This is a genomic window from Oceanobacillus sojae, from assembly GCF_900162665.1.
Classification (GTDB): Bacteria; Bacillota; Bacilli; order Bacillales; family Amphibacillaceae; genus Oceanobacillus; species Oceanobacillus sojae_A.
In genome coordinates this window covers 518459-540358 of sequence record NZ_LT727811.1, presented here as the reverse complement: position 1 = coordinate 540358, position 21900 = coordinate 518459, and the positions used below count along the sequence as shown (strand labels likewise).

At 40.0% G+C, this 21900-nt stretch carries 20 protein-coding genes and 1 riboswitch; of the genes, 8 read left to right on the top strand and 12 right to left on the bottom strand.

Annotated features, from left to right (window positions below; translation table 11 throughout):
• The 4 genes from BN1068_RS09825 to BN1068_RS09810 form a co-directional block, all read right to left on the bottom strand.
• Positions 1–471, bottom strand: coding sequence for a PTS sugar transporter subunit IIB (locus BN1068_RS09825; RefSeq protein ID WP_077602682.1), 471 nt, complete (start codon positions 469–471; stop codon positions 1–3).
• Positions 452–886 (bottom strand): PTS sugar transporter subunit IIA, encoded by a 435-nt coding sequence (locus BN1068_RS09820; RefSeq protein ID WP_077602681.1) that lies wholly within the window; start codon positions 884–886, stop codon positions 452–454. The genes BN1068_RS09825 and BN1068_RS09820 overlap by 20 nt, the downstream gene beginning before the upstream one ends.
• Complete coding sequence (locus BN1068_RS09815; RefSeq protein WP_077602680.1) at positions 883–1968, bottom strand: tyrosine-protein phosphatase; 1086 nt, start codon at positions 1966–1968, stop codon at positions 883–885. Before BN1068_RS09815 ends, BN1068_RS09820 begins: the two co-directional genes overlap by 4 nt.
• 228 nt (positions 1969–2196) lie before the next feature.
• Positions 2197–2997, bottom strand: coding sequence for a MurR/RpiR family transcriptional regulator (locus tag BN1068_RS09810; RefSeq protein ID WP_077602679.1), 801 nt, complete (start codon positions 2995–2997; stop codon positions 2197–2199).
• A gap of 164 nt (positions 2998–3161) precedes the next feature.
• Here BN1068_RS09810 and BN1068_RS09805 point away from each other — a divergent pair, with 164 nt between their 5' ends.
• The 3 genes from BN1068_RS09805 to BN1068_RS09795 all read left to right on the top strand — a co-directional run bounded on the left by BN1068_RS09805 (position 3162) and on the right by BN1068_RS09795 (position 5189).
• The gene (locus BN1068_RS09805; protein ID WP_077602678.1) at positions 3162–4043 is read left to right on the top strand and encodes a LysR family transcriptional regulator; all 882 of its coding nucleotides are present in this window, start codon (positions 3162–3164) and stop codon (positions 4041–4043) included.
• 106 nt (positions 4044–4149) lie between these two features.
• Complete coding sequence (locus BN1068_RS09800) at positions 4150–4518, top strand: CidA/LrgA family protein (protein ID WP_077602677.1); 369 nt, start codon at positions 4150–4152, stop codon at positions 4516–4518.
• The gene (locus tag BN1068_RS09795; protein ID WP_077602676.1) at positions 4515–5189 is read left to right on the top strand and encodes an LrgB family protein; all 675 of its coding nucleotides are present in this window, start codon (positions 4515–4517) and stop codon (positions 5187–5189) included. The genes BN1068_RS09800 and BN1068_RS09795 overlap by 4 nt, the downstream gene beginning before the upstream one ends.
• Positions 5190–5340: 151 nt before the next feature.
• Here the strand turns inward: BN1068_RS09795 and BN1068_RS09790 are convergent, their stop codons facing one another.
• From BN1068_RS09790 to BN1068_RS09760, 7 genes are all read right to left on the bottom strand, one after another.
• A complete protein-coding gene (locus BN1068_RS09790; protein WP_077602675.1) occupies positions 5341–5874 on the bottom strand; it encodes a phosphoribosyltransferase family protein in 534 nt (177 codons plus the stop codon).
• Between the two features lie 18 nt (positions 5875–5892).
• Positions 5893–6963 (bottom strand): SulP family inorganic anion transporter, encoded by a 1071-nt coding sequence (locus BN1068_RS09785; RefSeq protein WP_077602674.1) that lies wholly within the window; start codon positions 6961–6963, stop codon positions 5893–5895.
• A 200-nt stretch (positions 6964–7163) separates the two neighbouring features.
• A riboswitch (purine riboswitch) is annotated at positions 7164–7265 on the bottom strand.
• A gap of 113 nt (positions 7266–7378) precedes the next feature.
• On the bottom strand, positions 7379–8431 hold the full coding sequence (locus BN1068_RS09780) for a YkvI family membrane protein (protein ID WP_077602673.1): 1053 nt from the start codon (positions 8429–8431) through the stop codon (positions 7379–7381).
• A gap of 13 nt (positions 8432–8444) precedes the next feature.
• Positions 8445–9551 (bottom strand): o-succinylbenzoate synthase, encoded by a 1107-nt coding sequence (gene menC, locus BN1068_RS09775; protein ID WP_077602672.1) that lies wholly within the window; start codon positions 9549–9551, stop codon positions 8445–8447.
• Complete coding sequence (locus BN1068_RS09770) at positions 9548–10366, bottom strand: GNAT family N-acetyltransferase (RefSeq protein ID WP_077602671.1); 819 nt, start codon at positions 10364–10366, stop codon at positions 9548–9550. Before BN1068_RS09770 ends, menC begins: the two co-directional genes overlap by 4 nt.
• Positions 10353–11501 carry an amidohydrolase gene (locus BN1068_RS09765; RefSeq protein WP_077602670.1) on the bottom strand — a complete coding sequence of 383 codons (1149 nt, stop codon included), beginning with the start codon at positions 11499–11501 and terminating at the stop codon, positions 10353–10355. Before BN1068_RS09765 ends, BN1068_RS09770 begins: the two co-directional genes overlap by 14 nt.
• 5 nt (positions 11502–11506) lie before the next feature.
• Positions 11507–12376, bottom strand: a complete 870-nt coding sequence (locus BN1068_RS09760) for a MurR/RpiR family transcriptional regulator (RefSeq protein ID WP_077602669.1) — start codon at positions 12374–12376, stop codon at positions 11507–11509.
• Positions 12377–12721: 345 nt separating this feature from the next.
• On the opposite strand from BN1068_RS09760, the gene BN1068_RS09755 reads away from it, so the two are divergent.
• Both BN1068_RS09755 and BN1068_RS09750 read left to right on the top strand, forming a co-directional pair.
• Positions 12722–13927, top strand: a complete 1206-nt coding sequence (locus BN1068_RS09755) for a hypothetical protein (protein ID WP_077602668.1) — start codon at positions 12722–12724, stop codon at positions 13925–13927.
• Between the two features lie 271 nt (positions 13928–14198).
• Entirely contained in the window at positions 14199–15197 is a 999-nt protein-coding gene (locus tag BN1068_RS09750; protein ID WP_254846744.1) for a virulence RhuM family protein, read from the top strand.
• 112 nt (positions 15198–15309) lie between these two features.
• Here the strand turns inward: BN1068_RS09750 and BN1068_RS09745 are convergent, their stop codons facing one another.
• Positions 15310–16059 (bottom strand): MurR/RpiR family transcriptional regulator, encoded by a 750-nt coding sequence (locus BN1068_RS09745; protein WP_077602666.1) that lies wholly within the window; start codon positions 16057–16059, stop codon positions 15310–15312.
• A 149-nt stretch (positions 16060–16208) separates the two neighbouring features.
• On the opposite strand from BN1068_RS09745, the gene BN1068_RS09740 reads away from it, so the two are divergent.
• The 3 genes from BN1068_RS09740 (at position 16209) to BN1068_RS09730 (ending at position 21754) form a co-directional block, all read left to right on the top strand.
• Positions 16209–17789: an alpha-glucoside-specific PTS transporter subunit IIBC gene (locus BN1068_RS09740; protein WP_077602665.1), complete on the top strand. Its 1581-nt coding sequence runs from the start codon at positions 16209–16211 to the stop codon at positions 17787–17789.
• A gap of 23 nt (positions 17790–17812) precedes the next feature.
• The gene (locus BN1068_RS09735) at positions 17813–19138 is read left to right on the top strand and encodes a 6-phospho-alpha-glucosidase (RefSeq protein ID WP_077602664.1); all 1326 of its coding nucleotides are present in this window, start codon (positions 17813–17815) and stop codon (positions 19136–19138) included.
• 222 nt (positions 19139–19360) lie between these two features.
• A complete protein-coding gene (locus BN1068_RS09730) occupies positions 19361–21754 on the top strand; it encodes a penicillin acylase family protein (RefSeq protein ID WP_077602663.1) in 2394 nt (797 codons plus the stop codon).
• Positions 21755–21900 lie beyond the last annotated feature (146 nt).

Sequence of the window (21900 nt, the reverse complement as noted above, 5' to 3'; positions counted from 1 at the left end):
CTAAATCACCTCATTCATTTTTACACGTGCTTCACTTGGTACCATTTGAATGGTGATATCTATATCCTTCACAAGTAATCTTTCAAAGGAAGCTTTTTCTTCCGGAGTCAGTGATACTGCTTTTGTATATTGGGTGCGTTCTGCATTTCCCCGCATTCCGCCAACGTTCAGGCTTGGAATCTCATAGCCTGCATTAACCAGCTTCTCTACATCAAATGGGGAAGAAAATAGCAGCATAGTGTTCCGGGAAAGCGGGTTTTTTTGAATAACCTCCAGGAATTTTTCCGGTGAAAAAATATGCAGTTTAATATTGCTGGGTGCACTCATTTTCAACACATTGGATTGAATTTTATCCTGTGCAACGGTTTCGTTTAAAATAATTACCTGTTCAATACTGTGGACATTCACCCATGTTGTTACGACTTGGCCATGAATTAACCGGTCATCAATTCTACAAAATTTCACACTCATCTTCATCTTCTCCTTTGTTTAGTTGTTCTGTTATATTTGTAAACCCTTCCTGATAGGTGCTTTTCAAGGATTCCGCAATTTCATCCAGGCTTCTTTCCCTGTTACTTAATAAATCAAGCAGCATTGGCAGATTTAGACCGCTGACCGCTAAGACATTCTCTTCAGAAAGCACAATTCTTCCGCTCATATTGGAGGGAGTTCCTCCAAAAATGTCTACTAAAATAACGGTTCCTGCACTGCGGTCTAACTTATTTAATTCTTCCGCCAGCTCCTTTTCGGCATCTGCCAGTGTTAAGTCCATACTGACTGTGACAACACCGTAATTTTCTTGTTCTCCGACAATCATTTCTGCACTTTTCAATGCGTGTTTAGCGAACTCTCCATGGCTCGTAACAAGTACTGCTACTTGACTCATTTTGCAACACCCTCCTCCAGGTATATCTCTCTCATTTTTTCTATTTGTTCTTCTGTCAGCCCAAAATGTTGAATCATATAGGCATCTACGGATTCATACATCTCTTTCAATCTATCAATACTGGCCTTCACATATTCTTCTCTGGTTTCAATCATCGCCATGAGATAATCTAAATAGTTTTGATTCGATGTTAGTGCACTGTAGTGCTGATATTTTAGCTGGTTTCTTTCTTTACGGATAATGCCGGTAAGAACATAATCCCGAATGATTTCTTCTTCTTTCACATTTAACAGCAGAAGTAAGAACATCGAGCCTAAGCCTGTCCGGTCTTTTCCTCCTCTGCAGTGATGGACCAGCGGGATATTTTCGCTGTCTGCACAGATACGGAGAAATTTACCGTAAGCATTTTTTGCTTCCTCTGAATCGATTAATTTTCGATAATCTTCAATGACATTTTCACCTTTGTCATTTATATATTTAGGATCAATTTCTCCATTATCTAAAGCGCTTACAAGTTTTACATTTTCACTATGCAAATCGATCGCGTTGGCTGCTGCTTCCGAGAAGCTTGAATGTGGATCGCAATGATAAGTGTTTGCCACACTTGGTATTTCTACATTTGGATTTATGCTGCGTTCATGATCCGACCGGTAATCGACAATGGTTTTCAGATTCATTCGTTCCAGCAGCTTTACATCATCTGCATCTAATTTTGATAATTGATCTCCCCGAAATAGCAGTCCCCATTTTGTAACTCTGCCATCATCCGTTTCATAGCCGCCCATATCCCGAATGTTAATCGCTCCATGTAATTGGATGACACGCTCAGAAAAGATATTGGTCTGAAAATCACCGGATTTAATTAGAAAATAATACGGTCCTTCTGCTACCGGTAACGAAACGGTAAACTCGCCTGTTGAGCTGGTGCCGAGTAATGTATTGATTTTTTCTGCTTCCGGTTCGCTGCCGACGTATAATTGATATTCTGATTTTGATGCGTTTACTAATTTTATTGTCAGCTGATTATCGTTCCTTTGTATTTCTATGTTTGGAATTGTGTATGGTTGTTTGTATTCCCCCACAAAATACCTCCTTTAGTACTGCTCCTGAATTTATACATATCATAAACTATGATAATTATTATTTCAATATATAATTCATGATAATAATTACCGAAAATGTGCGTAGAATTAGTGTTTTTGCAATTCTTTTTGCAAAAGAGGCTTCTATTTATTTAATAAATATAAAAAAAGAACTTGAAAATAATTTTCCTTTTCTCAAGTTCCTGCACAAAATTTTTTAATATTTTTTTATAAATCTCCAACAATTTCTCTTGTTTTGAGTGTTTTATCTTTAAATTCTTCATCCTCCAGAAGAAAGGTGGTAATAACATCCATTAAATAAACCATGGAAAATTGCGAGTTTGAAAATTTTTCATCATGGACAAAACGGGTGTTATATACGTAAAATACCAGATCACTTAATTTAGAAACGGGGTTTTCGAAATAACCGGTGATAGAGACAATCGTTGCTCCATTTTTTTTGGCCTCTGTAAGTGTTTCGACAATGGAATGAGTAGTACCGCTGTTTGAAATAGCTATAAATAAATCTCCCGGCTTGGCTATACTTGCTTGCATAAGCATCCATAAAGGGTCAGAATAACTTTTTGCCGTTAATCCCATCCGCATTAACCGGATGCTGAAAAGATCTGCGGTAACACCGGAGCTGCTGATACCTATGATATTAATATTTTCAGCCTGTTTGATTAAGCCCATGAAGGCTTGGATTTTATTTATATCAATTAACCGCTGTGTATTTTTTATAACATTTTGATAGTATACAAGCACTTCGTCTGCTATCCCGTGTGTTTCCTGATTCTCTTCCGGATCAGCTTTGGCGTTAATAAGAAATTTCATATCGGAATAATTGTTACAGCCAATTCTTTTTACAAATCTCGTAATGGATGCATTAGATGTACCTGTTCTGTTTGCCAGCTCTCCAATTTTCATATTGTTAATTTCATGGCTGAAGCGCAATATATAATCAGCGATTTTTTTTTCTTGTTTGGAAAAGTTCAGATAGTCTTCTTGAATCTTCATTAAAATATCCATGATTCTCTCCTTTCAACAGGTGCGTACAATACTTTAGTTATTATTATAACGTGGGTGGATATTTGCTGGAAGGATTAATGAAATATTTCATTTAATTGGTGGCAGCATGAGTGGTTTTCTAAAAAATGATATATTAGTTATAGTTAAAAACGGAGGTGGCGATTTTGGAATTAAAACAATTGTTTTATTTCAAGGAAGTGGCGAAGCATAAAAGTATTACAAAGGCTGCCCAACAAATTCATATTTCCCAGCCGGCATTAAGCAAGTCTATCAAGGCATTGGAGGAGGAGCTGGGAACTACCCTGATTATTCGTACTAACAAGACGATCGACTTAACAGATGCAGGCAATATGGTGTTAGAATACACGCAGGAAATAACAGGATTAGTGGATGAAATGAAATTGACGTTAAATGACTTGACTAATTTTTCAGTGGGCCAGCTTAATATTGGACTGCCACCGTTTATTGGGAGCTTATTTTTCCCGAAGGTTATGAAGAAATTTCATCGCAGTTACCCTAATATTAAATTAGATATTACTGAATACGGGGGAGCGAGGGTTGTAAAAAGTGTAGAAGAGGGAGAGTTTGAGCTTGGCGTGGCAGTACTTCCTATAGATGAGCAGATTTTTGATGTTTATCCTATCGTGGAGGAGGAGATGAAGCTGATTGTTCATAAGAATCATCCGCTTGCTTCTTCTAAAGAAGTGAATGTAAAGGAGCTAAGGGATGAAGAATTTATTTTTTACCATGAGGAATTTGCCTTAAACCAGATTGTACGAAACCATTTCTTTATTACGGCAGGCTTTGAACCAAAAATTTTATTTAAGAGTATGCAGTGGGATCTGATGTCTGAGATGGTAGCAGCCAATTTGGGAATAGCCATTTTACCGCAATCGATCTGTAACCGTCTGTTTACGAAGGATATTCATATTATCAGTCTTAAACCGACTATCCTTTGGAAGCTGGCTGTCATTACGAAAAAAGGGAAATACATTTCCAATGCTGGGAGGAAGTTTATTGATTTTATTTTAACCGATTCATTATAACTTTGAGTTATGAAAAGCATGATTAATATGTATTTTACGAATGATATAAAGCAGCGTAATATAGTTATTAGCTAATTTGAAATGAAGAACAAAGAAGGGGAAGCGGATGAAAATAATAGGGGTTATTTTACAAATAGGCTTTTTACATGTTTTTCTCTTCTTAGGAATAGTATTAAAACATTTTATTCCTTTGCCAATCCCGTCTTCTATGCTTGGATTGTTTCTATTGTTTGTAGCCCTGTGCTGCAACCTAATCAAGCTGGAATGGGTGGAGCAGGGTGCTAAATGGCTAATGGCCGAGCTGCTGTTATTCTTTATCCCTTCGGCAGTAGGAATAGTGAATTATCAACAGATTTTCAGTCTGCAGGGGCTGGGTATTATATTCTTGATTCTTATCAGTACGATGATTGTCATGGGTGTAACGGCTTTAACTGCGGAAAAAGTATCTGCCAGGAAGAAGGAGGAAGGGCATTGATCATTGCAGTATTTACAATTGTAACGTATCTGATTTATTTACTTTCTAAAAAGATTTATAAAAAAATATCCATAGCTGCTTTTCATCCCTTGCTGCTGGCACCAATACTATTAATCGTGTTAATTACTATCACACATGTATCTGCCAACCAATATTTGCAGGGCTCGATACTATTGTCGCATATGCTGGCACCAGCTACGGTTGCATTTGCAGTTCCTATTTATAAGAACTTGCCGACTATAAAAAAATACCTCGGAACAATTGCCGTCAGCATTACAATTGGAACGCTTGTGGCTATGATTTCTACTTTTTTGTTATCAAAGTTAATTCATTTGAGTGATGATTTTATTGTTTCCATTCTTCCCAGATCGATTACAACACCTATTGCAATGGAGGTATCTAAAGAGATTGGAGGATTGCCGGCATTGACAACGGTTTTTGTTATTATAACTGGAATAGCAGGAGGGATTGTTGGACCTAAAGTGCTGAAGTGGCTATCCATCAAGACACCGATTGCGAAGGGGCTGGCTTTAGGAATGGGGGCACATGGTGTTGGTACGAGTAAAGCATTGGAATATGGAAAACAGGAATCTGTTTTTTCTTCATTAGCGATGATTTTCGCTGCCCTAATTACGTTGGTTTGGGGCACCTTGTTAACTACCTTTATTTAGAGTGAAAAGAGTTGCCATAGACGTTTTCTCAACTCTTTCATTAACTGAAGATATGATTTTTGGAGAGTGAATGTTACAAGCTCAAGTGTAAAAAATCCATAGCCTGAGATGAGAGACCATTCAAGCTATGGACATCTGTTTGATGATAAAGCTAAAACAAAGGCAATTCCTCCAAAAAGATAATATCCGCCCGCTCAGCAGCACTGCCCTCAGCTAAAAGAGCAGCCTTGGCTAATACATTTGCACCTGCTTCTTCTAAAAGCTTCTCCAGTGCACGTACAGATTCGCCTGTACTGATCACATCATCAATAATGGCAACTCTTTTTCCATGAAGTAAATCAGCATCTTTTCCATCAAGGCATAAGGTCTGCTCCTTCTGTGTTGTAATGGAAGTTACCTTTTTAACCAGCGGGTTCTGCATATAAGGTTTAATGCTTTTTCGTGCAACAATGTATGTATCCATTTCCAGCACCTTTGATATTTCATGAATTAACGGAATACCTTTTGCTTCAGCGGTTACGATATAGTCGATTTCCGGCAGCTTTTCTGCTAATAATGGAGCAAGATAAGTAACTAATTCTGTATCCCCCAGAATATCAAAGCTGGCAATATTTAAATCCTCTGCTACCGCAACGATCGGCAATACTCTCTTCAAGCCTTTTATATCAATCTCAAATGTTTTCATTCTGTCCACCCCGTTTTATTAGAATCCGAATAAATTAATTAAGAATTGCATGACGACACCTGCGACCATTCCGATAAAAGGATCGGTAATGGAAGTTACCACGATCGTAGTTGCTCCGACGATGCCGCCGGAACCATCTGCTGTTAAAGATTCGATCGCATTACCCGGTAATGTAACGATTGCTCCCAGAACAAACAAAAAGCCTGCAATCGATGCGGTCGGTATGTATTTCCCTATTTTTGGCAGAACCCCAAAAAGAAGAATAACTGCCATAATAATCATCATTAAAACACCTGACCAGACGGCATGAGGAGCGCTGGCTGTGGCAGAAATAACAACTTCAACAGGGCCGCCGCCAAATAATGCAGAGACCATAGAAGCAGCACCGCTGATAACGGTAAGAACATCAAGATTTAAGCTTTTTTCAGCAATCGCACTATTAATGTTGCCAAAGGCGATATTAGCCCCAATGTTTAAACAGGCCAATGCCAAAGCGCCGCGGATAACAGCCGGATTAAAGACAAAGGGCTGGAGCGCTATTTTCTCTTTAGGGAGAGGGTGAGCTTCGCCGGCAGTATCATTCTTATGCACAAAGTAATAAATCAGGCTGGAAAGAATCACAGAAACGGCAATGGTATAAACCAGATCCTGTGTTGCAATATAAGTAACCAGGGCGCTGGCAAAGGAGATAATACCAGCCAGCTTGTCTTTCTTAGCCATATCCCAGGCTACTTTTGTCAGCATTAGACCGACACCTGCCATCATGCCTGCGGTGACGACAGGACCAATCCATTCCACAATACGTTCTAGAAGACCGAAAGCGCCAATGATGACCATGAAACAGGCTCCAAAGAAAAGCATTGACAGCCTTTCTTTCATATTTTTCCCTAATGTACCGGCAACAGTAATAGATTCTGCCTGAAATGAAATGACTGCTACTGTTCCAGTAAAGGCATTTCCCGCAGCTCCGACAATAAATGCTAAAGCGGTAGGGACGGAAGCAAAGCCGAATGCTAATGCCAGCAAGCCTTGAGGCAGCCCATTCAGCACACCGCTTAATGCTGCCAGAATATCCTTCAAAATATCCATGTATTTCCTCCATTTGCACCCGCATATCTGCATTGGTTGAATAGAGGCTGGCAACTATAATAGAATACATCCTGAACAAAGCTGATAAGTAACCAGCCAGCAAATAGAAAAGGCCGCCTATTTATTGAATAGACGACCAGATAACTAGAATCAACAGCAAAAACAATACGCCATATGCGTCATTGCTCTGTCAGTTTACTCTATTATAATTAACCGTCCATAGTAGAGTAATTATCGGTTACTCTGTAGAGACTCCCGGACCATATTACCAGGAATATACGGGGTGCTATTTATTTTTAAACACACTTACGAATTGAATTTACCATAATAAAGAGATAAAGACAATATAGTTTGACAATTACCTTGAAAGAGCCTATTTCAAATAGTTTTCTTATGAGAACGCAGCTTCGTATACTTAAACCCCGGCCTTACTCCTCCTGAACCAGGCAATAATCGCCGCAATAATCAAAGCAAATCCCAGATAGCCCATCGTAGAATATACCTTCCCGACAAGTGTTGTAAAACCGGCAAAGCTGGCTATGAATCCAAGTAATCCAATAATAACCACAGCAGGCTTATAGGCTTTACTGTCAGGTGAAATAAAACGTACCGTAAAGGAGTAGAACATGCCTACTGCTGTATTATACATCATGCCAAGTAATGCAATGGCCATCAGGATGCCGACAACCGGGTGGATTTGTTCTGCTAATGCAAGGGTCGGCATGTCCATTCCAGCAACCACGTCTATTTTCACGAACATACCGATGTGAATCAGGATAATCAAACCGCCAAGCGTCACTCCTCCCAAAATGCCTCCAAGACCGGCAACTTTACGGTCTTTCTCACCGCCGCTCATAACAATTAGCAAGGCTGCCCCTGCTGCCAGGTTATAAGATACATAAAGAAAAGCACTTAACAGCCAGTTCGATGCTGCAGAAGTTTGTTCTTTTGCTATGGCATCTGCCTCAGAAAGGGATAAATCCATTGTAAAAATAGAATAGATTAAAATGACAAAGATAATCGCGATTAAATAAGGGGTGATTGCTGCGATGATGCCGATAATTTTTTTGGTATTTAATAGTAATGTCAGGATAGTCAGTGCCACCATAATGATGCTTCCTGCCATTGTATTAATGCCAAACATCTGCTCAAAGGTGGAACCGGAGCCTGCAAACATTACAACAGCGACACCGAATAAGAAAAAGGTAATCAAGATATCCAATATTGCTCCAATATAACGTCCGCCAATATGATAAATCACGCCTTTATGAGAGGCTGCCTGCAAATCTGTTCCCAGTTGGGCAAAGGTATAGCCTAAAAAGATGAAGAGGAGAGTAGCGACAACCCCGCCGACTGTTCCCCAGATACCAAAACTGGTGAAATATTGCATCACTTCCTGCCCGGAAGCAAATCCGGCTCCGATAATAAGACCAACAAAGGCACTTCCTATTTGAAAACTCTTTTTCATCTGACTATCTCCCTTATCTGTAATCTTTCTGTGCTACGGTGTAGTTCTCTACAGCTTCCCGATCTACTTCATAACCAATTCCAGCTGTGGTTGGAACGGTGATATAACCATTTTCTGCAACAACTTCCGGTGTGATAATATCTTTTTCCCAGTAGCGGCTGGATCCGGCAGTATCACCTGGTAAGATAAAGTTAGGCAAGGTTGTTAAAGCAACGTTATGGGAGCGGCCAATCCCGGATTCCAGCATCCCGCCGCACCACACTGGAATGCCATTTTCTGCACAGTAATCATGGATTTTCTTCGCTTCGGTTAAACCGCCGACACGGCCAATTTTGATATTAATAATTTTGGTGCTTCCGAGCTCGACTGCTTTTCGTGCATCCTCCAATGAATGAATGCTTTCATCCAGGCAGATAGGTATTTTGAGTTTCTGCTGTAATTTGGCGTGATCAATAATATCGTCCGACGCTAAAGGCTGTTCAATCATCATCAGATCAAAGTCATCTAACTGCTTTAACAGGTCAGCATCCTCTAAGCGATAGGCAGAGTTGGCATCTGCCATAATATCTGTGTCCGGGAATTTTTCACGTAATGTACGCATCACGTCTACGTCCCAGCCAGGCTTAATTTTTACTTTCATACGCTTATAGCCTTCTTGAATGTAACCATCTACTAAAGTGACGAGATCATCAATGGATTTTTGAATGCCGATACTGATACCGACTTCAATTTTTTCTTTTGCTCCGCCTAATGCTGTTGCCAGAGATTGATTGGTCTGCTGTGCATAAATATCCCAGACGGCTCCTTCAAGGGTCGATTTTGCCATATTATTTTTTCGGATGGCGGCAAAGATTTCATTTACTTCATCTGGATGTTTTAGTTCTTTATTTAAAATAAGCGGGATTAGAAAATCCTCCAGCATATGCCAATTAGTCTGCAGCGTTTCCTCGTTATACCAGGGTGCGTGGAAGGCAACGGATTCACCCCATCCGATGGTACCATCCTCATCCTTTGCTTCCAGTAACAAAAAGTCCCGGTTTGTAAATGTGCCAAAGCTTGTTGTGAAAGGTGCTTTTAGCTTCATTTGTAAATGACGGATCGTGATTTCTTTTATTTTCATGTTTGATCTCCTCCAAGGTCTAAGATGTCTTTTTTTACAAAAATATATTTTCCGTAGTTTTCATAGGCTTTCAGCTGTACAGCGGCGTAACCTGCTGTAAAAAGTTTCTGGAACAGCTCTCTTGTCTGCAGTCTCCAATCCATCGCCAGCTCTTGGCTTGCTGCTTTTAACCCTTGAAAATCCTTAGGCACATCAATGGAATAGGAATATTCCGTCAATTCTGCGAGTTCTTTCTCTTTGTGAAAGACGGGTAAGCTTTCCTGATTAAAGCACAGCGTGTTTAGAGTTCTCGGATTTCCTGTGTTAACCGATTGTTTTTCCACCACATGTGGGCTTTTCAGATGCCAATGAATTTCAAAGCGGTCTGAAGGAAGCCCTTTATTAAAGCCATCCTGCATTTCACCATAACAATTTTCAATATAGGTGTGGCAAATACCGTTCAGCTTGGTGAGATTGAGATAGGCATTACGTGTTTCCAGCGGATCATATGTCCACTTCATCATGTCATAGCCTTTCCGAATGGCAATCTCCCGTTGTCTTTGCTTCAGCATTTCTCCGATACCCCGGGAACGGTATGCCGCGTCAATGCCAAGCATGTGAGAGCATAGATAGCTTTTGCCGTTATCGAAGCCTGCAAATCCATAGCTGAAGCCGATTAGTTCTCCATCTGCATAAGCTCCGACGATGATGCCTCCATTTTTGACTGCGGTAAGTGTCTGATGGGTGGGAAGGGCTGTCATTCCCCACACTCTTCCTTCAAGATCCTGAATTTGTTCCATTTCTGCCATTGTTTTTAGTTCTTTATATTGAATCATTGTGTATCGCTTCTTTCTTTGTCTGTTGTAGTGCAAGGACAAGTGCCCGTGTAATAATTTCTGCTCCGGTCGGCAGGCGTTTTTGATTAAATGTCATTTGGGGATGATGGAGCCCTGGCGTCACCCCGCATCCGAGACCTAGCATCGTTGTTTGCAGATGCGGCTTGGAATACGTATAAAAATGAAAATCCTCTCCTCCCGGTGTGATGACCTCAGGCGCGCAATTTTCTTCTCCTGCCACATCGATAATTGCCTGCTTCATAATGGATTTGGCTGTGTCGTCCACTTGAGCTGCAGCAATATGGGCATCTACTTTGTAATCAATGGAAACATCATACAGTGTGCTGACTGCTTTAACAGCCTTTTCAAAGCCTGCGGTCAAAGCATCCATTGTTTCATTTGTTTGTGCCCGTGCATCAATACTGAATACTGCACTGCCCGGAATGATATTTGTTGATGTTCCGCCTGCCCGTATTTGTGTCATTTTGATAGAAGCCGATTCAGCAGGGCTGATCCAAATACGTTTTAGTCCATCAATCAGTGAAGCTGCAGCCTCAATAGCATTCGCTCCCTGTTCCGGTCTTGCACCATGTGCTTCTACACCATGAATTTCTCCTGTGAAAAGCTTCGCTGCACCATGATGTAAAGCTGGTGCGTAAGTTCCGTCTCCTAATTCTATGAGTGGGCGGACATGTGTGCCGAATAAAAACTGGAGCGGATCGATAACGCCTTGGTCAACAAAAGCTTTTGCTCCCTGTGCTTTTTCTTCGGCCGGCTGGAAAAGGATGCGGACAGCCCCTGGCAAGGTCGGCTCGAGCTCTTTTAATAAGAGGACAGCACCGAGAGCTACGGTCATATGGCCATCATGACCACATGAATGGTTTGCCTGGAAATCTCCATCTACCTCTTGCCATAAAGCATCTATATCGGTTCTAAATCCAACCTTGGGAGTACCTTTTCCGATGTCTACATATAACCCGGTCATATTGCTGAATGTGTGTGGCGCCAAACCCTCTTGGCGCAGAAAATCCACCAGATATGCTGTTGTTTCTGCTTCATTCCAGCTTATTTCCGGATTCTTGTGCAAATGTTCAAAGATTGGCTGTAATCGTTCTGCTAATTGCTGATTTGTCATTTATCTCAACTCCATCTGTCAGAAATAAAACTATTATTAAAATCATCGAAGTTCACACGCTGCTTATCATAATAATTCGGATCAAATGTCATCATCCCTGTTACCATTAGATTAAGGAAGGAAATAAGCGATGGCATTAAATCAATCGTTGATTTTTCGGTTTGCTCCAATATAAAAGAATGAGAACAGTGCTTTTGGATCGGTGCCAGCTTGGAATCTGTTATAGCAAGCACAGTTATTCCCCGCTTATGAAGAGCTTCCGCAATATGGATCGGTTCTTTAAAATAGCGGTGTAAGGAAATAACGATGACGACAGAGTCTTCATCTATTTCCTGCATCGTCCGGATAAGCTCCGGCGTGTCGGTTTGAATAATCGATACATTCGGGCGCAGAATATTTAATGTGAAATGCAGCCACTGGACAGGGAATTGTGATGCACCGGCACCGATAATATATATTTTTTTTGCTTGATGTAATTGATGTGTTGCTTTATAGAATAATTCTTTATCTATTTGTTTAGCAATTCTGTCAATTTGCGCGATATCTTTTTCCATTGCTTTTTCAATCAGGTGCTGATCGTTAAACAGCTTCTTCTTTGCTGAAAAATAATTCCCCAGCGTACTGACAGTATTTTGGTTGAAAACAAATAAGGTAATTTTCTTTTGCAGCTGTGCGTAGCCCTCAAGCCCAAGTGCATAACAAAAGCGGATAACGGTTGTTTCACTTGTTTCAGCTTTCTTTCCAACCTCAGCTGCGGAATGTGTACCAACAAAGGTTGGGTTATTTAATACGAAATTTGCTACCTTCTGCTGTTTCTTTGATAAGGCATTAAAATGTGTTTCGATTAAGTCTTTAATAGGCAGATCATTTTCCAAAAAGAAGCCCCTCCTTCATTTTTAAAGAAAAAGAAGTTTAAACTTTTTAAAACCTTAACACAAATATGGAAGGATAACAAGTAATTTTCAGAAAAAATAATATAGAGTTATTATGATGACAGGGTGTCTAATTATTGCTGAATAGTCAGGGAAAACAGCTTCTTTTTAAAGAATGATGCATTTTCTCAGGGTAAATTAATATTTATTACATTACGGGTCAATTTAGATAAAAGCTGTCTAATTCCCTTTGATTCTATAAATGAAGTGTTTAAACATCTCCTTTTTCGGTTAAAGGAACATAGTTATTACAGAAAATAGCATACAGAAAATAGAGGTGAACCCAATTTGAGCGAAACTACGGAATATATCGGTCTGATAACTGCACCAGGTTATCCAGAAGAAATAGGAGCAAGGCTGCAAAATGAATTGCCATCACTGCTTGAGTATTATGTAAAAGAAGAAATAGAATGGAAAATTGAGTATATAGAGGATCCCTTGCTCGGTGGAGGTGCAAATTCAAAACAAATATTGGAGGCCACTGAGAAAATGAAAGAGGAGAAGGAATGGGATTATGCTATCTGCCTAACTGACATTCCTCTATTTATAGACAATCGAATGATTGTTGCCGAAGCAAATGAAGATGAAAATATAGCGCTTATCAGTATGCCCAGCTTTGGCTCAACCTTGATGATCAGGCGTTTGCGTGAATCGATTATGCAGCTCGTGAATGAAATGTACTACGGAAGCTCAGACGAAAACCGGGAACGTTCTGCATTGCGCATCGAGTCAAAGAGAAGCAAGCACAAAGGGATAAATGTAGGTGACCCTAAAAATTTGATGACAAGCAGATTCCTAGGCTGGCTGTCGCCACTTAAGCGCGAGACACCGGATGATGGGGAAGAGGAATACCTGGATGTCCGTTTTACAGTAGGACGCAGAGGAAGTATTTCTATCCGTTTATTGGCTGGAATGGTACGAGCAAATCGGCCTTGGGCTCTGTTTCCAACATTTCTGAAAATCCTGATTATCGCTTTTGCTACAGGTTCTTATGCACTTGTTTTTCCAACCTTATGGCTGTTAAGCGAGCATTATACGATTTTCAGAATGTGTTTACTTACCGTCTTTTCTATATTGGCGATGACGATATGGATTATTTTGATTCATCGGTTATGGGAGAGAAAGCGGGATCAGAATATCAGCTATGTGCGAAGACTGTATAATGCAACGACATTTTTTACGTTATTTATTACAGTGTGCATTTACTATGTGATGCTGTTTGGTTTATTCCTGGTCGGTGTATTTGTTTTTATTCCGATGGGGATGCTGGAGGATCAGCTTACAGGAGATCCAGGACTGATCAATTATTTCTACATTGCCTGGATTGCTGCCAGTGTGGCTACAGTTATTGGTGCGCTCGGTACAGCGCTGGAGGATGAGGATGTTGTGCTGAATGCGACTTATGGTTATCGCCAAAGACAACGGCAGGAACGATTGAAGAAGGAACGGGAGAGGAAAGGAGAGGAGAATGAGGATGAATCACTGACGAAATGATATGAGGAAACAAGGAGACGAGCTTTTATTGGCTGGTCTTTTTTTTCAAAAGATAAAATTATATACCTCATAGTTATAGAATCTTATCTAGCACGCTATCATACTCTTGGAGAAATACATAAATAGCAGATAGAATGATTAAAATCATCATACTGGTGAATAAAGAAAAGTGGTAGAATAAAGGGGAGAATTAGAGAGAGAATATTAAAATAATATTTAGATGTATATTTTGTATATTTGAATCGTGACCACTATGAAAGGAGTGAGATTAGTGAATAACAATGATACAAACATTCTAATTTATCAGACGGAAGAAGGAAATACGAAAATAGATGTCCGATTAGAAAATGAAACGGTCTGGATGACACAAAAAGCCATTGCTGAGCTTTATCAAAAAGGAGTAAATACGATTAATGAACATATAAAAAATATATATGTAGAGGAGGAACTGCAAGAGTCTTCAACTATTCGGAAAAACCGAATAGTTCAAAACGAAGGCAAAAGAGAGGTGGAACGTAAAGTTAATTTTTATAATCTAGAAATGATCATCGCTATTGGATATCGTGTACGCTCCCATAGAGGTACTCAATTTCGTCAATGGGCAACAGAACGTTTGAATGAATATCTAGTTAAAGGATTTACAATGGATGATGAACGCTTAAAAGAAATGCGTAATTTCGGTGAAGATTATTTTGATGAACTTCTTGAAAGAATTCGCGATATCCGTGCTTCTGAAAAACGATTCTATCAAAAGATTACAGATATCTATGCTACCTCTATTGACTATAATCCTAGAGCTGATATAACAAAAGCGTTCTTTGCAACAGTACAGAATAAGCTCCACTTTGCTATTCATGGTCAAACTGCTGCAGAACTGATTGAAAGTAGAGCAAGAGCAAAAAATAAGAATATGGGCCTTACTTCTTGGAGCGGAGAAAAAATTCGGAGACAAGACGTGACAGTAGCCAAAAACTACTTAACCGAAAAAGAACTAAAATCTTTAAATCGCATTGTTACAAGATATTTAGACTATGCAGAGGATCAAGCAGAGCGAAGAAAACCAATGTATATGGCTGATTGGAAAAAAAGATTAGACGCTTTTCTAGAATTTGACGAGAGGGAAATTCTGCAAGGAGCTGGTAGGGTAGCGAAGGCTGTAGCTGATAAAACTGCCATAGAAGAGTATCAGAAATATAACCAACAACGTATAGATAAAGATGGGTATAGTGATTTTGACGAATTTATTGATAATAATCATTTGAAGAAATGACTATAAAAAGAGGTCGTTCTCTATATGTAGGTTTGCGATAGAGAAAGACCTTTACTAAAATAATCCTTCGTAATTTAATTTCACGCAGCTGTTTCTTCTTCCACAAATGTTTCTATCTTCCCATCTTCCACTCACTAAACTTCCTAAGAATAATATCAAAAACAATATAGAACGGCAGAAAGCTCGAGTTGTCCACTTTATTATAAAGATAAAATGGTGTGCTGTTTACATAGATATTAAACATTGCGTTTTGAGCCAGTAAATTATTTCGCAATGTTGTTACACTGATATATTTAATATTTCTTGTTTTAATCATATGAATGATCTCATCCAGGTTTTTCGATTCTCCGGATAAAGAAATAATAAATAACAGATCATCCTTATCAATTTCTCCGAGTCCATCTGTGAAGTCCCGTTCACTCCGCATTACCTGGGATTTTTTATGGAGCGACCATAGTTGCCTCTGCACATCATTCGCTAAATCCAATTGAGCTGTACCAGTACCGTAAATATAAATATAAGGAGCACGGTCAATCAGCTGATTTAGCTGGTGAAAGTCCAGTTGCTCCATATACTTCATTGTCTGCTGGATATCCTGGTTAAGCAGCTCCATCAAATCCTGGGTAGTACCCTCCGTGAAATTGTTTAATTTAATATAAGATTTTAAATCACTATAGCCATCCAAGCCTATCTTTCTAGTAAGGCGATGAATAGAAGAAATGGATGTATGAGCATAGTTAGCCAGATCCTGAATTTTCATTGTCTTCATTTCATCAATGTGCTCATGAATCGTTTTAATAATATGTAAGTCATTCTCATTTAAATCATCAAAGTATTGGTTTACCAGTTTATCTAAAATCATCTTGCCCACCTCTTCTACTGAAAATATTTTCGTTATATGAAAATATAATCTAATGTTACTACGCTATTTCTAAACGCGTCAAACCCATTGGAATTTGAAAGCGCTGCCTTTATATTGAAATTATAGATTAAAACAAAGGAGTTTTGTTTATGAATGCAATCAAGCGGTTTGGCAGTGCGATGATTGTTCCCGTTCTTTTATTTGCGTTTTTTGGTATCGTTGTCGGGCTTGCAACCTTATTTAAAAATTCGGCTATCATGGGGAGTATCGCCGAAGAGGGGACGATGTGGTATAACATCTGGTCGCTTATTGAAAGTGGAGGATGGACGATTTTTGATCATATGGAGCTGGCTTTTGTAATTGGATTGCCCATTTCGCTTGCTAAGAAAGCGCAAGCACGTGCGACACTTGCAGCGTTGATGGTTTATCTGGTTTTTAACAATTATATCAATGCTATTTTAACACTTTGGCCATCTACTTTTGGCGTAGATTTATCCCAGGGAGTTGAAAATTTAACAGGTGTAAAAGAGATTGCCGGTATCCCTACTCTGGATACAAATATCATTGGTGCTATTGCAATATCCGGTATTGTTATTTGGATTCACAATCATTTTTATGATAAGAAATTGCCTGAAATGCTGGGTATTTTCCAGGGACTTGTATTCGTTACCATTATTGGCTTTTTTGTAATGATTCCTTTTGCCTTTCTTATTGCATTTGTATGGCCGTATGTGCAGCAGGGGATCGGCTCATTACAGGGGTTCATTACACAGGCTGGTTATCTTGGCGTCTGGCTGTTTCACTTTCTGGAACGTGTTTTAATTCCAACGGGTCTGCACCATTTTATCTATACACCGTTTGAATATGGGCCGGCGGCTGTCAACGAAGGGTTAAAGCCATACTGGATTGCCCACTTAAATGAATTCGCTAATTCAACAGCACCCCTAAAGGATCTCTATCCATATGGATTCTTAATGCATGGAAACATTAAAATGTTTGGCTGTTTAGGTATTGCACTCGCCATGTACTATTCAACACCTAAAGAAAATAGGAAGAAAGTGCTTGCGCTAATATTGCCGGCTACATTAACAGCAGTATTTGCAGGAATTACCGAACCGCTTGAATTCACATTCTTATTTATTGCACCATATTTATTTGTTATTCATGCGCTTCTCGGAGCGACAATGGTGACGATTATGAACATGTTTGGTGTCGTTGGTATGATGGGTTCCGGATTTATTGAGATAGCTGCGTTGAACTGGATTCCGCTCTCTTCCAATCATGGAGGAATTTATATAGTCCAAGTTATTGTCGGGTTTATCTTTGTAGCATTGTACTTTGTCATATTCAGATGGATTATTGTTAAATTCGATATTCCATTGCCAGGCCGTAAAAACGAGAAGGAGGTTAAATTATACACCAAACAGGATTATCAGAATGCGAAACAAAATGGCAGTCAGGAAGAGGTAGCCCCTAAATATGATTCTGAATATGAAGAGAAAGCGGTCTATTATTTAGAAGGACTTGGAGGCAAAAAAAATATTAAAGATGTTACAAACTGTGCAACACGACTGCGTGTGACAGTCAAGGACCCTGACCTGGTCAAAGGAAATGATTACTTTACAAATAACCAAATGGCGCACGGAATAGCTCAAAGCGGTCAAAGTATACAGGTGATTGTTGGCCTGAGTGTACCGCAAGTAAGAGATTATTTTGAAGCGAAACTTTAAACATATATGAGGAGGCGTTTATAATGAAAAAATTTAACATTACAATTGCTGGAGGCGGAAGTACATTTACACCGGGGATTATTTTGATGCTGCTCGACTATCTGGATGAGTTCCCAATCGATACGATTAAACTCTATGATAATGATGGGGACAGACAAAAGACGATTGCAGATGCATGTGAGATTTTATTAAAAGAACGTGCGCCGGAAGTAAGCTTGCTGGCCAGCACCAATCCTGAAGAAGCATTTACTAACGTAGATTTTGTCATGGCACATATTCGTGTCGGCAAATACGCCATGCGTGAACAGGATGAGAAAATTCCGTTGAAGCATGGGGTTGTAGGACAGGAAACTTGTGGTCCGGGCGGAATTGCTTATGGTATGCGGTCCATCCCGGGAGTGCTGGAATTGGTAGATTATATGGAAAAGTATTCACCAGAAGCTTGGATGTTAAATTATTCTAACCCGGCAGCTATTGTTGCAGAGGCAACTCGTAAACTAAGACCAAACTCTAAAATTTTAAACATTTGCGATATGCCGATTGGTATTGAAGAATTGATTGCGAAAAACTTAGGGTTGGCATCACGTAAAGAGATGGAAGTAGATTACTATGGATTGAATCACTTTGGCTGGTGGACAGATATCCGTGACAAGCAAGGAAACAGCCTGATGCCCAAAGTGACAGAGCATGTGGGTCAGCATGGCTATGCAACGGATGGAACGTCTGAATTGGAACAGCAGGAAAGCTGGAACAGTACACTTAAAAAAGCAAGGGATGTTCAAGTACTTGATCCTTCAACAGTGCCAAACACGTATTTAAAATACTATCTGTATCCAGACTATGAAGTGGCTCATTCCAACAAAGAATATACTCGTGCTAATGAAGTAATGGCAGGTCGTGAGAAATTTATTTTTGGTGAGTGTCAGACAATTATCGAGAAAGGTACAGCGGAGGAAACAAAGCTAACAATTGATGAGCACGCTTCTTACATTGTTGATTTAGCAAAAGCAATTGCCTTTAATACAAAAGAACGTATGCTGATGATTGTAGAGAACAATGGAGCGATTATTAACTTTGACCCGACAGCAATGGTGGAGGTTCCTTGCATCGTCGGCAGCAAAGGGCCGGAAAAACTGGTTGTCGGTGAAATCCCAAGATTCCAAAAAAGCCTGATGGAGCAGCAGGCTGGTGTGGAAAAATTAGTAGTAGAAGCGTTTGAAGAAGGCTCCTATCAAAAATTATGGCAGGCTATCACCTTATCCAAAACGGTACCGAGTGCAAAAGTAGCAAAAGATATTTTAGATGACTTAATCGAGGCGAATAAAGCATTCTGGCCAGAGCTGAAATAGAATATAATAGTTTTTTAGACAGGAACAGGGCAATATAAGCAGCCTCGCTCATATTGCTCTGTTTGATTTCTGGAATGCTTTGTTTTAACCAGCATTCGGGATATAAAAATCAATTCTCCAGCATATATTCCACAATATAGCAATCTTGACATCCCAATCCAACATGCTATGCTTCTCATTAGATAGACATTAAAAAGAGCGCTACAAAGGGGGATTCTGTAATTGGGAAAGAAAGTCTATGAAACATCGGCTAAGAAAAATAGATTTAGTAAAAAGAAAGTTCTGCTCAGCATAGTTGGTTTTATTGTTATTCTTGGTCTTGCTGCGTTTTTGTTTGTAAACGGATACATAAATAAATCCCTTCCGACAACTGAAGGAACAGTAGAGCTTTCTGTACTTGGCAGTGAAGTTACCATCATAACGGATGAAGACGGGGTGCCGCATATTCAGGCGGATAATGCCCGGGATTTGTATATTGCGCAGGGCTATATCCAGGCAGATCGGCGGATGTTTCAAATGGAGCTTTCGCGAAGACAGGCGTCGGGAACGCTGAGCGAGGTGATTGGTGAGGATGCTGTTAATCAGGATAAATATTTTCGGACGCTCGGGTTAAGACGTGCAGCCGAGGAATCCTATGAGGTTTATTCTGAAGAATCCATAGAAGTTCTTGAGGACTTTGCTGCCGGGGTAAATGCTTATATGGAGGAAGCGAAGGCAAATAACAGCTTACCGGTTGAATTTAAATTAATGGGGTTTGAACCGGAGGAATGGACGCCGGTGGACTCACTGACAATCGGGAAGTTTATGGCATTTGATCTTGGCGGGCATTGGGAGCAACAGGCGTTTAATTATTATCTGCTGAATGAATTTGCTGAAGAAAAGGCATATGAATTGTTCCCTGCTTATCCGGAAAATAGACCGACGATTATTAAAGAGGAGGAGCTGGATATTGCAGCAAGCTTTGAGGATGCAATTATTCCCCATTCTTTTAATGGCAGTAATAACTGGGTTGTCAGCGGTGATAAAACTGCGTCAGGAATGCCTCTTTTGGCAGATGATCCGCATCTTGGACTGGCCACTCCATCGATTTGGCTGCAAATGCATTTGGAATCAGCGGATGGCCTGAATGTGAGCGGAGTTATTTTTGCCGGCGTGCCGGGAATTATTCTTGGTCATAATGATCAGATAGCATGGGGTGTGACCAATACAGGGCCAGATGTACAGCAATTATATATTGAAAAACGTAATCCGGATAATCCAAATGAATTTTTATATGAAGATGCGTGGGAAGAGGCCTCAATCATTGAGGAGCCGATTAAAGTAAAAGATAGCGCAACAATTAATTATGAAGTGATAGAAACACGTCATGGACCTGTTATTTCAGAGTTTGCTGAAGATACTGGGAAAGAGACTGTGCTTTCCTTAAGATGGACTGCGCTGGAGGCGAGTACGGAATTAGAGGCAATTATGGAGATGAATCGTGCCGCTGACTGGGAGGAATTTGAAGAAGGATTGGAAAAGTTCTTAGTTCCGGCACAAAATTTTGTTTTTGCATCTCAGGATGGCACCATTGCTTATAAAGCCAATGGTAAAATACCGATTTATGAAGATGGAAAAGATGCTTTATTACCATTAAATGGTTGGGAAGCAGAGAACGAATGGCAGGACTTTATCCCATTTGATGAGCTTCCTACTGTCGTGAATCCGGAGAAAGGTTTTATTGCAACTGCCAACAATAAAATTGCGCCGGACAGCTATCCTTATCATATTAGCAATGTATGGGTGCAGCCTTATCGCTATGAACGAATTGAGGAGGTCCTGGAATCAGGAGACAATTTTACAGTAGAAGATATGCAGAATCTGCAAATGGATCAGACCGATTTAAGAGCTCGGGAATTTGTTCCTTTCTTTGAGGAAGCCTTGAGCGATATAGAATTGAAAGCGCAGGAACAAGAAGCTCTAAAGCTGCTGGCGGATTGGGACTTTACAGCAGATAAGGATAAGCCGCAGCCGCTAATTTTTGAGCATTGGATGCAGGAAATTGAAAATACAATTTATGATGGAGAAATACCTGATACGATGCGAAGGTTATTTTCAACAGAGTCCCAATCAATAGATAATATGCTGCGACTGGCTAGAGACGGGGAGAAATCAATCTGGCTGAATGAAAATGGCGGGATAGAAAATGTGTTGCATAGCTCTCTGCAGGCAACCTTGGAAAAACTGAAAGAAGATTATGGAGAGGATATGCCGGCCTGGACATGGGGCGACTACCATCAGGTTGAATTCAATCATCCATTATCAGGAGTCAGCCCATTTTTAGCATTTTTCTTTAATAATGAAGATGCTATACCAGTTGGAGGAAGTGGTGTGACACCAATGGCTGCCAGCTATAATTCAAAAACAGGTGTAGTAGATCACGGCGCTTCCTGGCGCTTTGTGATAGATGCCGGAGATATGAATGCAGGATATCATATTGTCGGGCCCGGGCAGGATGGGCATTTCAGAAGCGAGTGGTACCATGATCAGATGAGTGATTGGGTGCAAGGGAATTATCATGAGACGAGGATGGATGAGAGGGAAGGTTTGGAATTAAGGATGGTTCCAGAGGGATAAATATATTGAATCTAATTCCTTTCAGGTAAAGTTAAGCTGTATTTGAGCTATATCAGAAATTGTCTTCCAATCAGTAACTGATATGGAATGGAATCATAAGAAAGATAGAGGAATACGCCCCCCTAATTATAATAGATAACGCATAC

What these genes read in the sequence shown, in the direction of transcription:
- BN1068_RS09825 (WP_077602682.1), bottom strand. Translation starts at nt 471, where the DNA reads ATGAGTGTGAAATTTTGTAGAATTGATGACCGGTTAATTCATGGCCAA.
- BN1068_RS09820 (WP_077602681.1), bottom strand. Translation starts at nt 886, where the DNA reads ATGAGTCAAGTAGCAGTACTTGTTACGAGCCATGGAGAGTTCGCTAAA.
- BN1068_RS09810 (WP_077602679.1), bottom strand. Translation starts at nt 2,997, where the DNA reads ATGGATATTTTAATGAAGATTCAAGAAGACTATCTGAACTTTTCCAAA.
- BN1068_RS09800 (WP_077602677.1), top strand. Translation starts at nt 4,150, where the DNA reads ATGAAAATAATAGGGGTTATTTTACAAATAGGCTTTTTACATGTTTTT.
- BN1068_RS09790 (WP_077602675.1), bottom strand. Translation starts at nt 5,874, where the DNA reads ATGAAAACATTTGAGATTGATATAAAAGGCTTGAAGAGAGTATTGCCG.
- BN1068_RS09785 (WP_077602674.1), bottom strand. Translation starts at nt 6,963, where the DNA reads ATGGATATTTTGAAGGATATTCTGGCAGCATTAAGCGGTGTGCTGAAT.
- BN1068_RS09780 (WP_077602673.1), bottom strand. Translation starts at nt 8,431, where the DNA reads ATGAAAAAGAGTTTTCAAATAGGAAGTGCCTTTGTTGGTCTTATTATC.
- menC (WP_077602672.1), bottom strand. Translation starts at nt 9,551, where the DNA reads ATGAAAATAAAAGAAATCACGATCCGTCATTTACAAATGAAGCTAAAA.
- BN1068_RS09770 (WP_077602671.1), bottom strand. Translation starts at nt 10,366, where the DNA reads ATGATTCAATATAAAGAACTAAAAACAATGGCAGAAATGGAACAAATT.
- BN1068_RS09765 (WP_077602670.1), bottom strand. Translation starts at nt 11,501, where the DNA reads ATGACAAATCAGCAATTAGCAGAACGATTACAGCCAATCTTTGAACAT.
- BN1068_RS09745 (WP_077602666.1), bottom strand. Translation starts at nt 16,059, where the DNA reads ATGATTTTAGATAAACTGGTAAACCAATACTTTGATGATTTAAATGAG.
- BN1068_RS09740 (WP_077602665.1), top strand. Translation starts at nt 16,209, where the DNA reads ATGAATGCAATCAAGCGGTTTGGCAGTGCGATGATTGTTCCCGTTCTT.
- BN1068_RS09735 (WP_077602664.1), top strand. Translation starts at nt 17,813, where the DNA reads ATGAAAAAATTTAACATTACAATTGCTGGAGGCGGAAGTACATTTACA.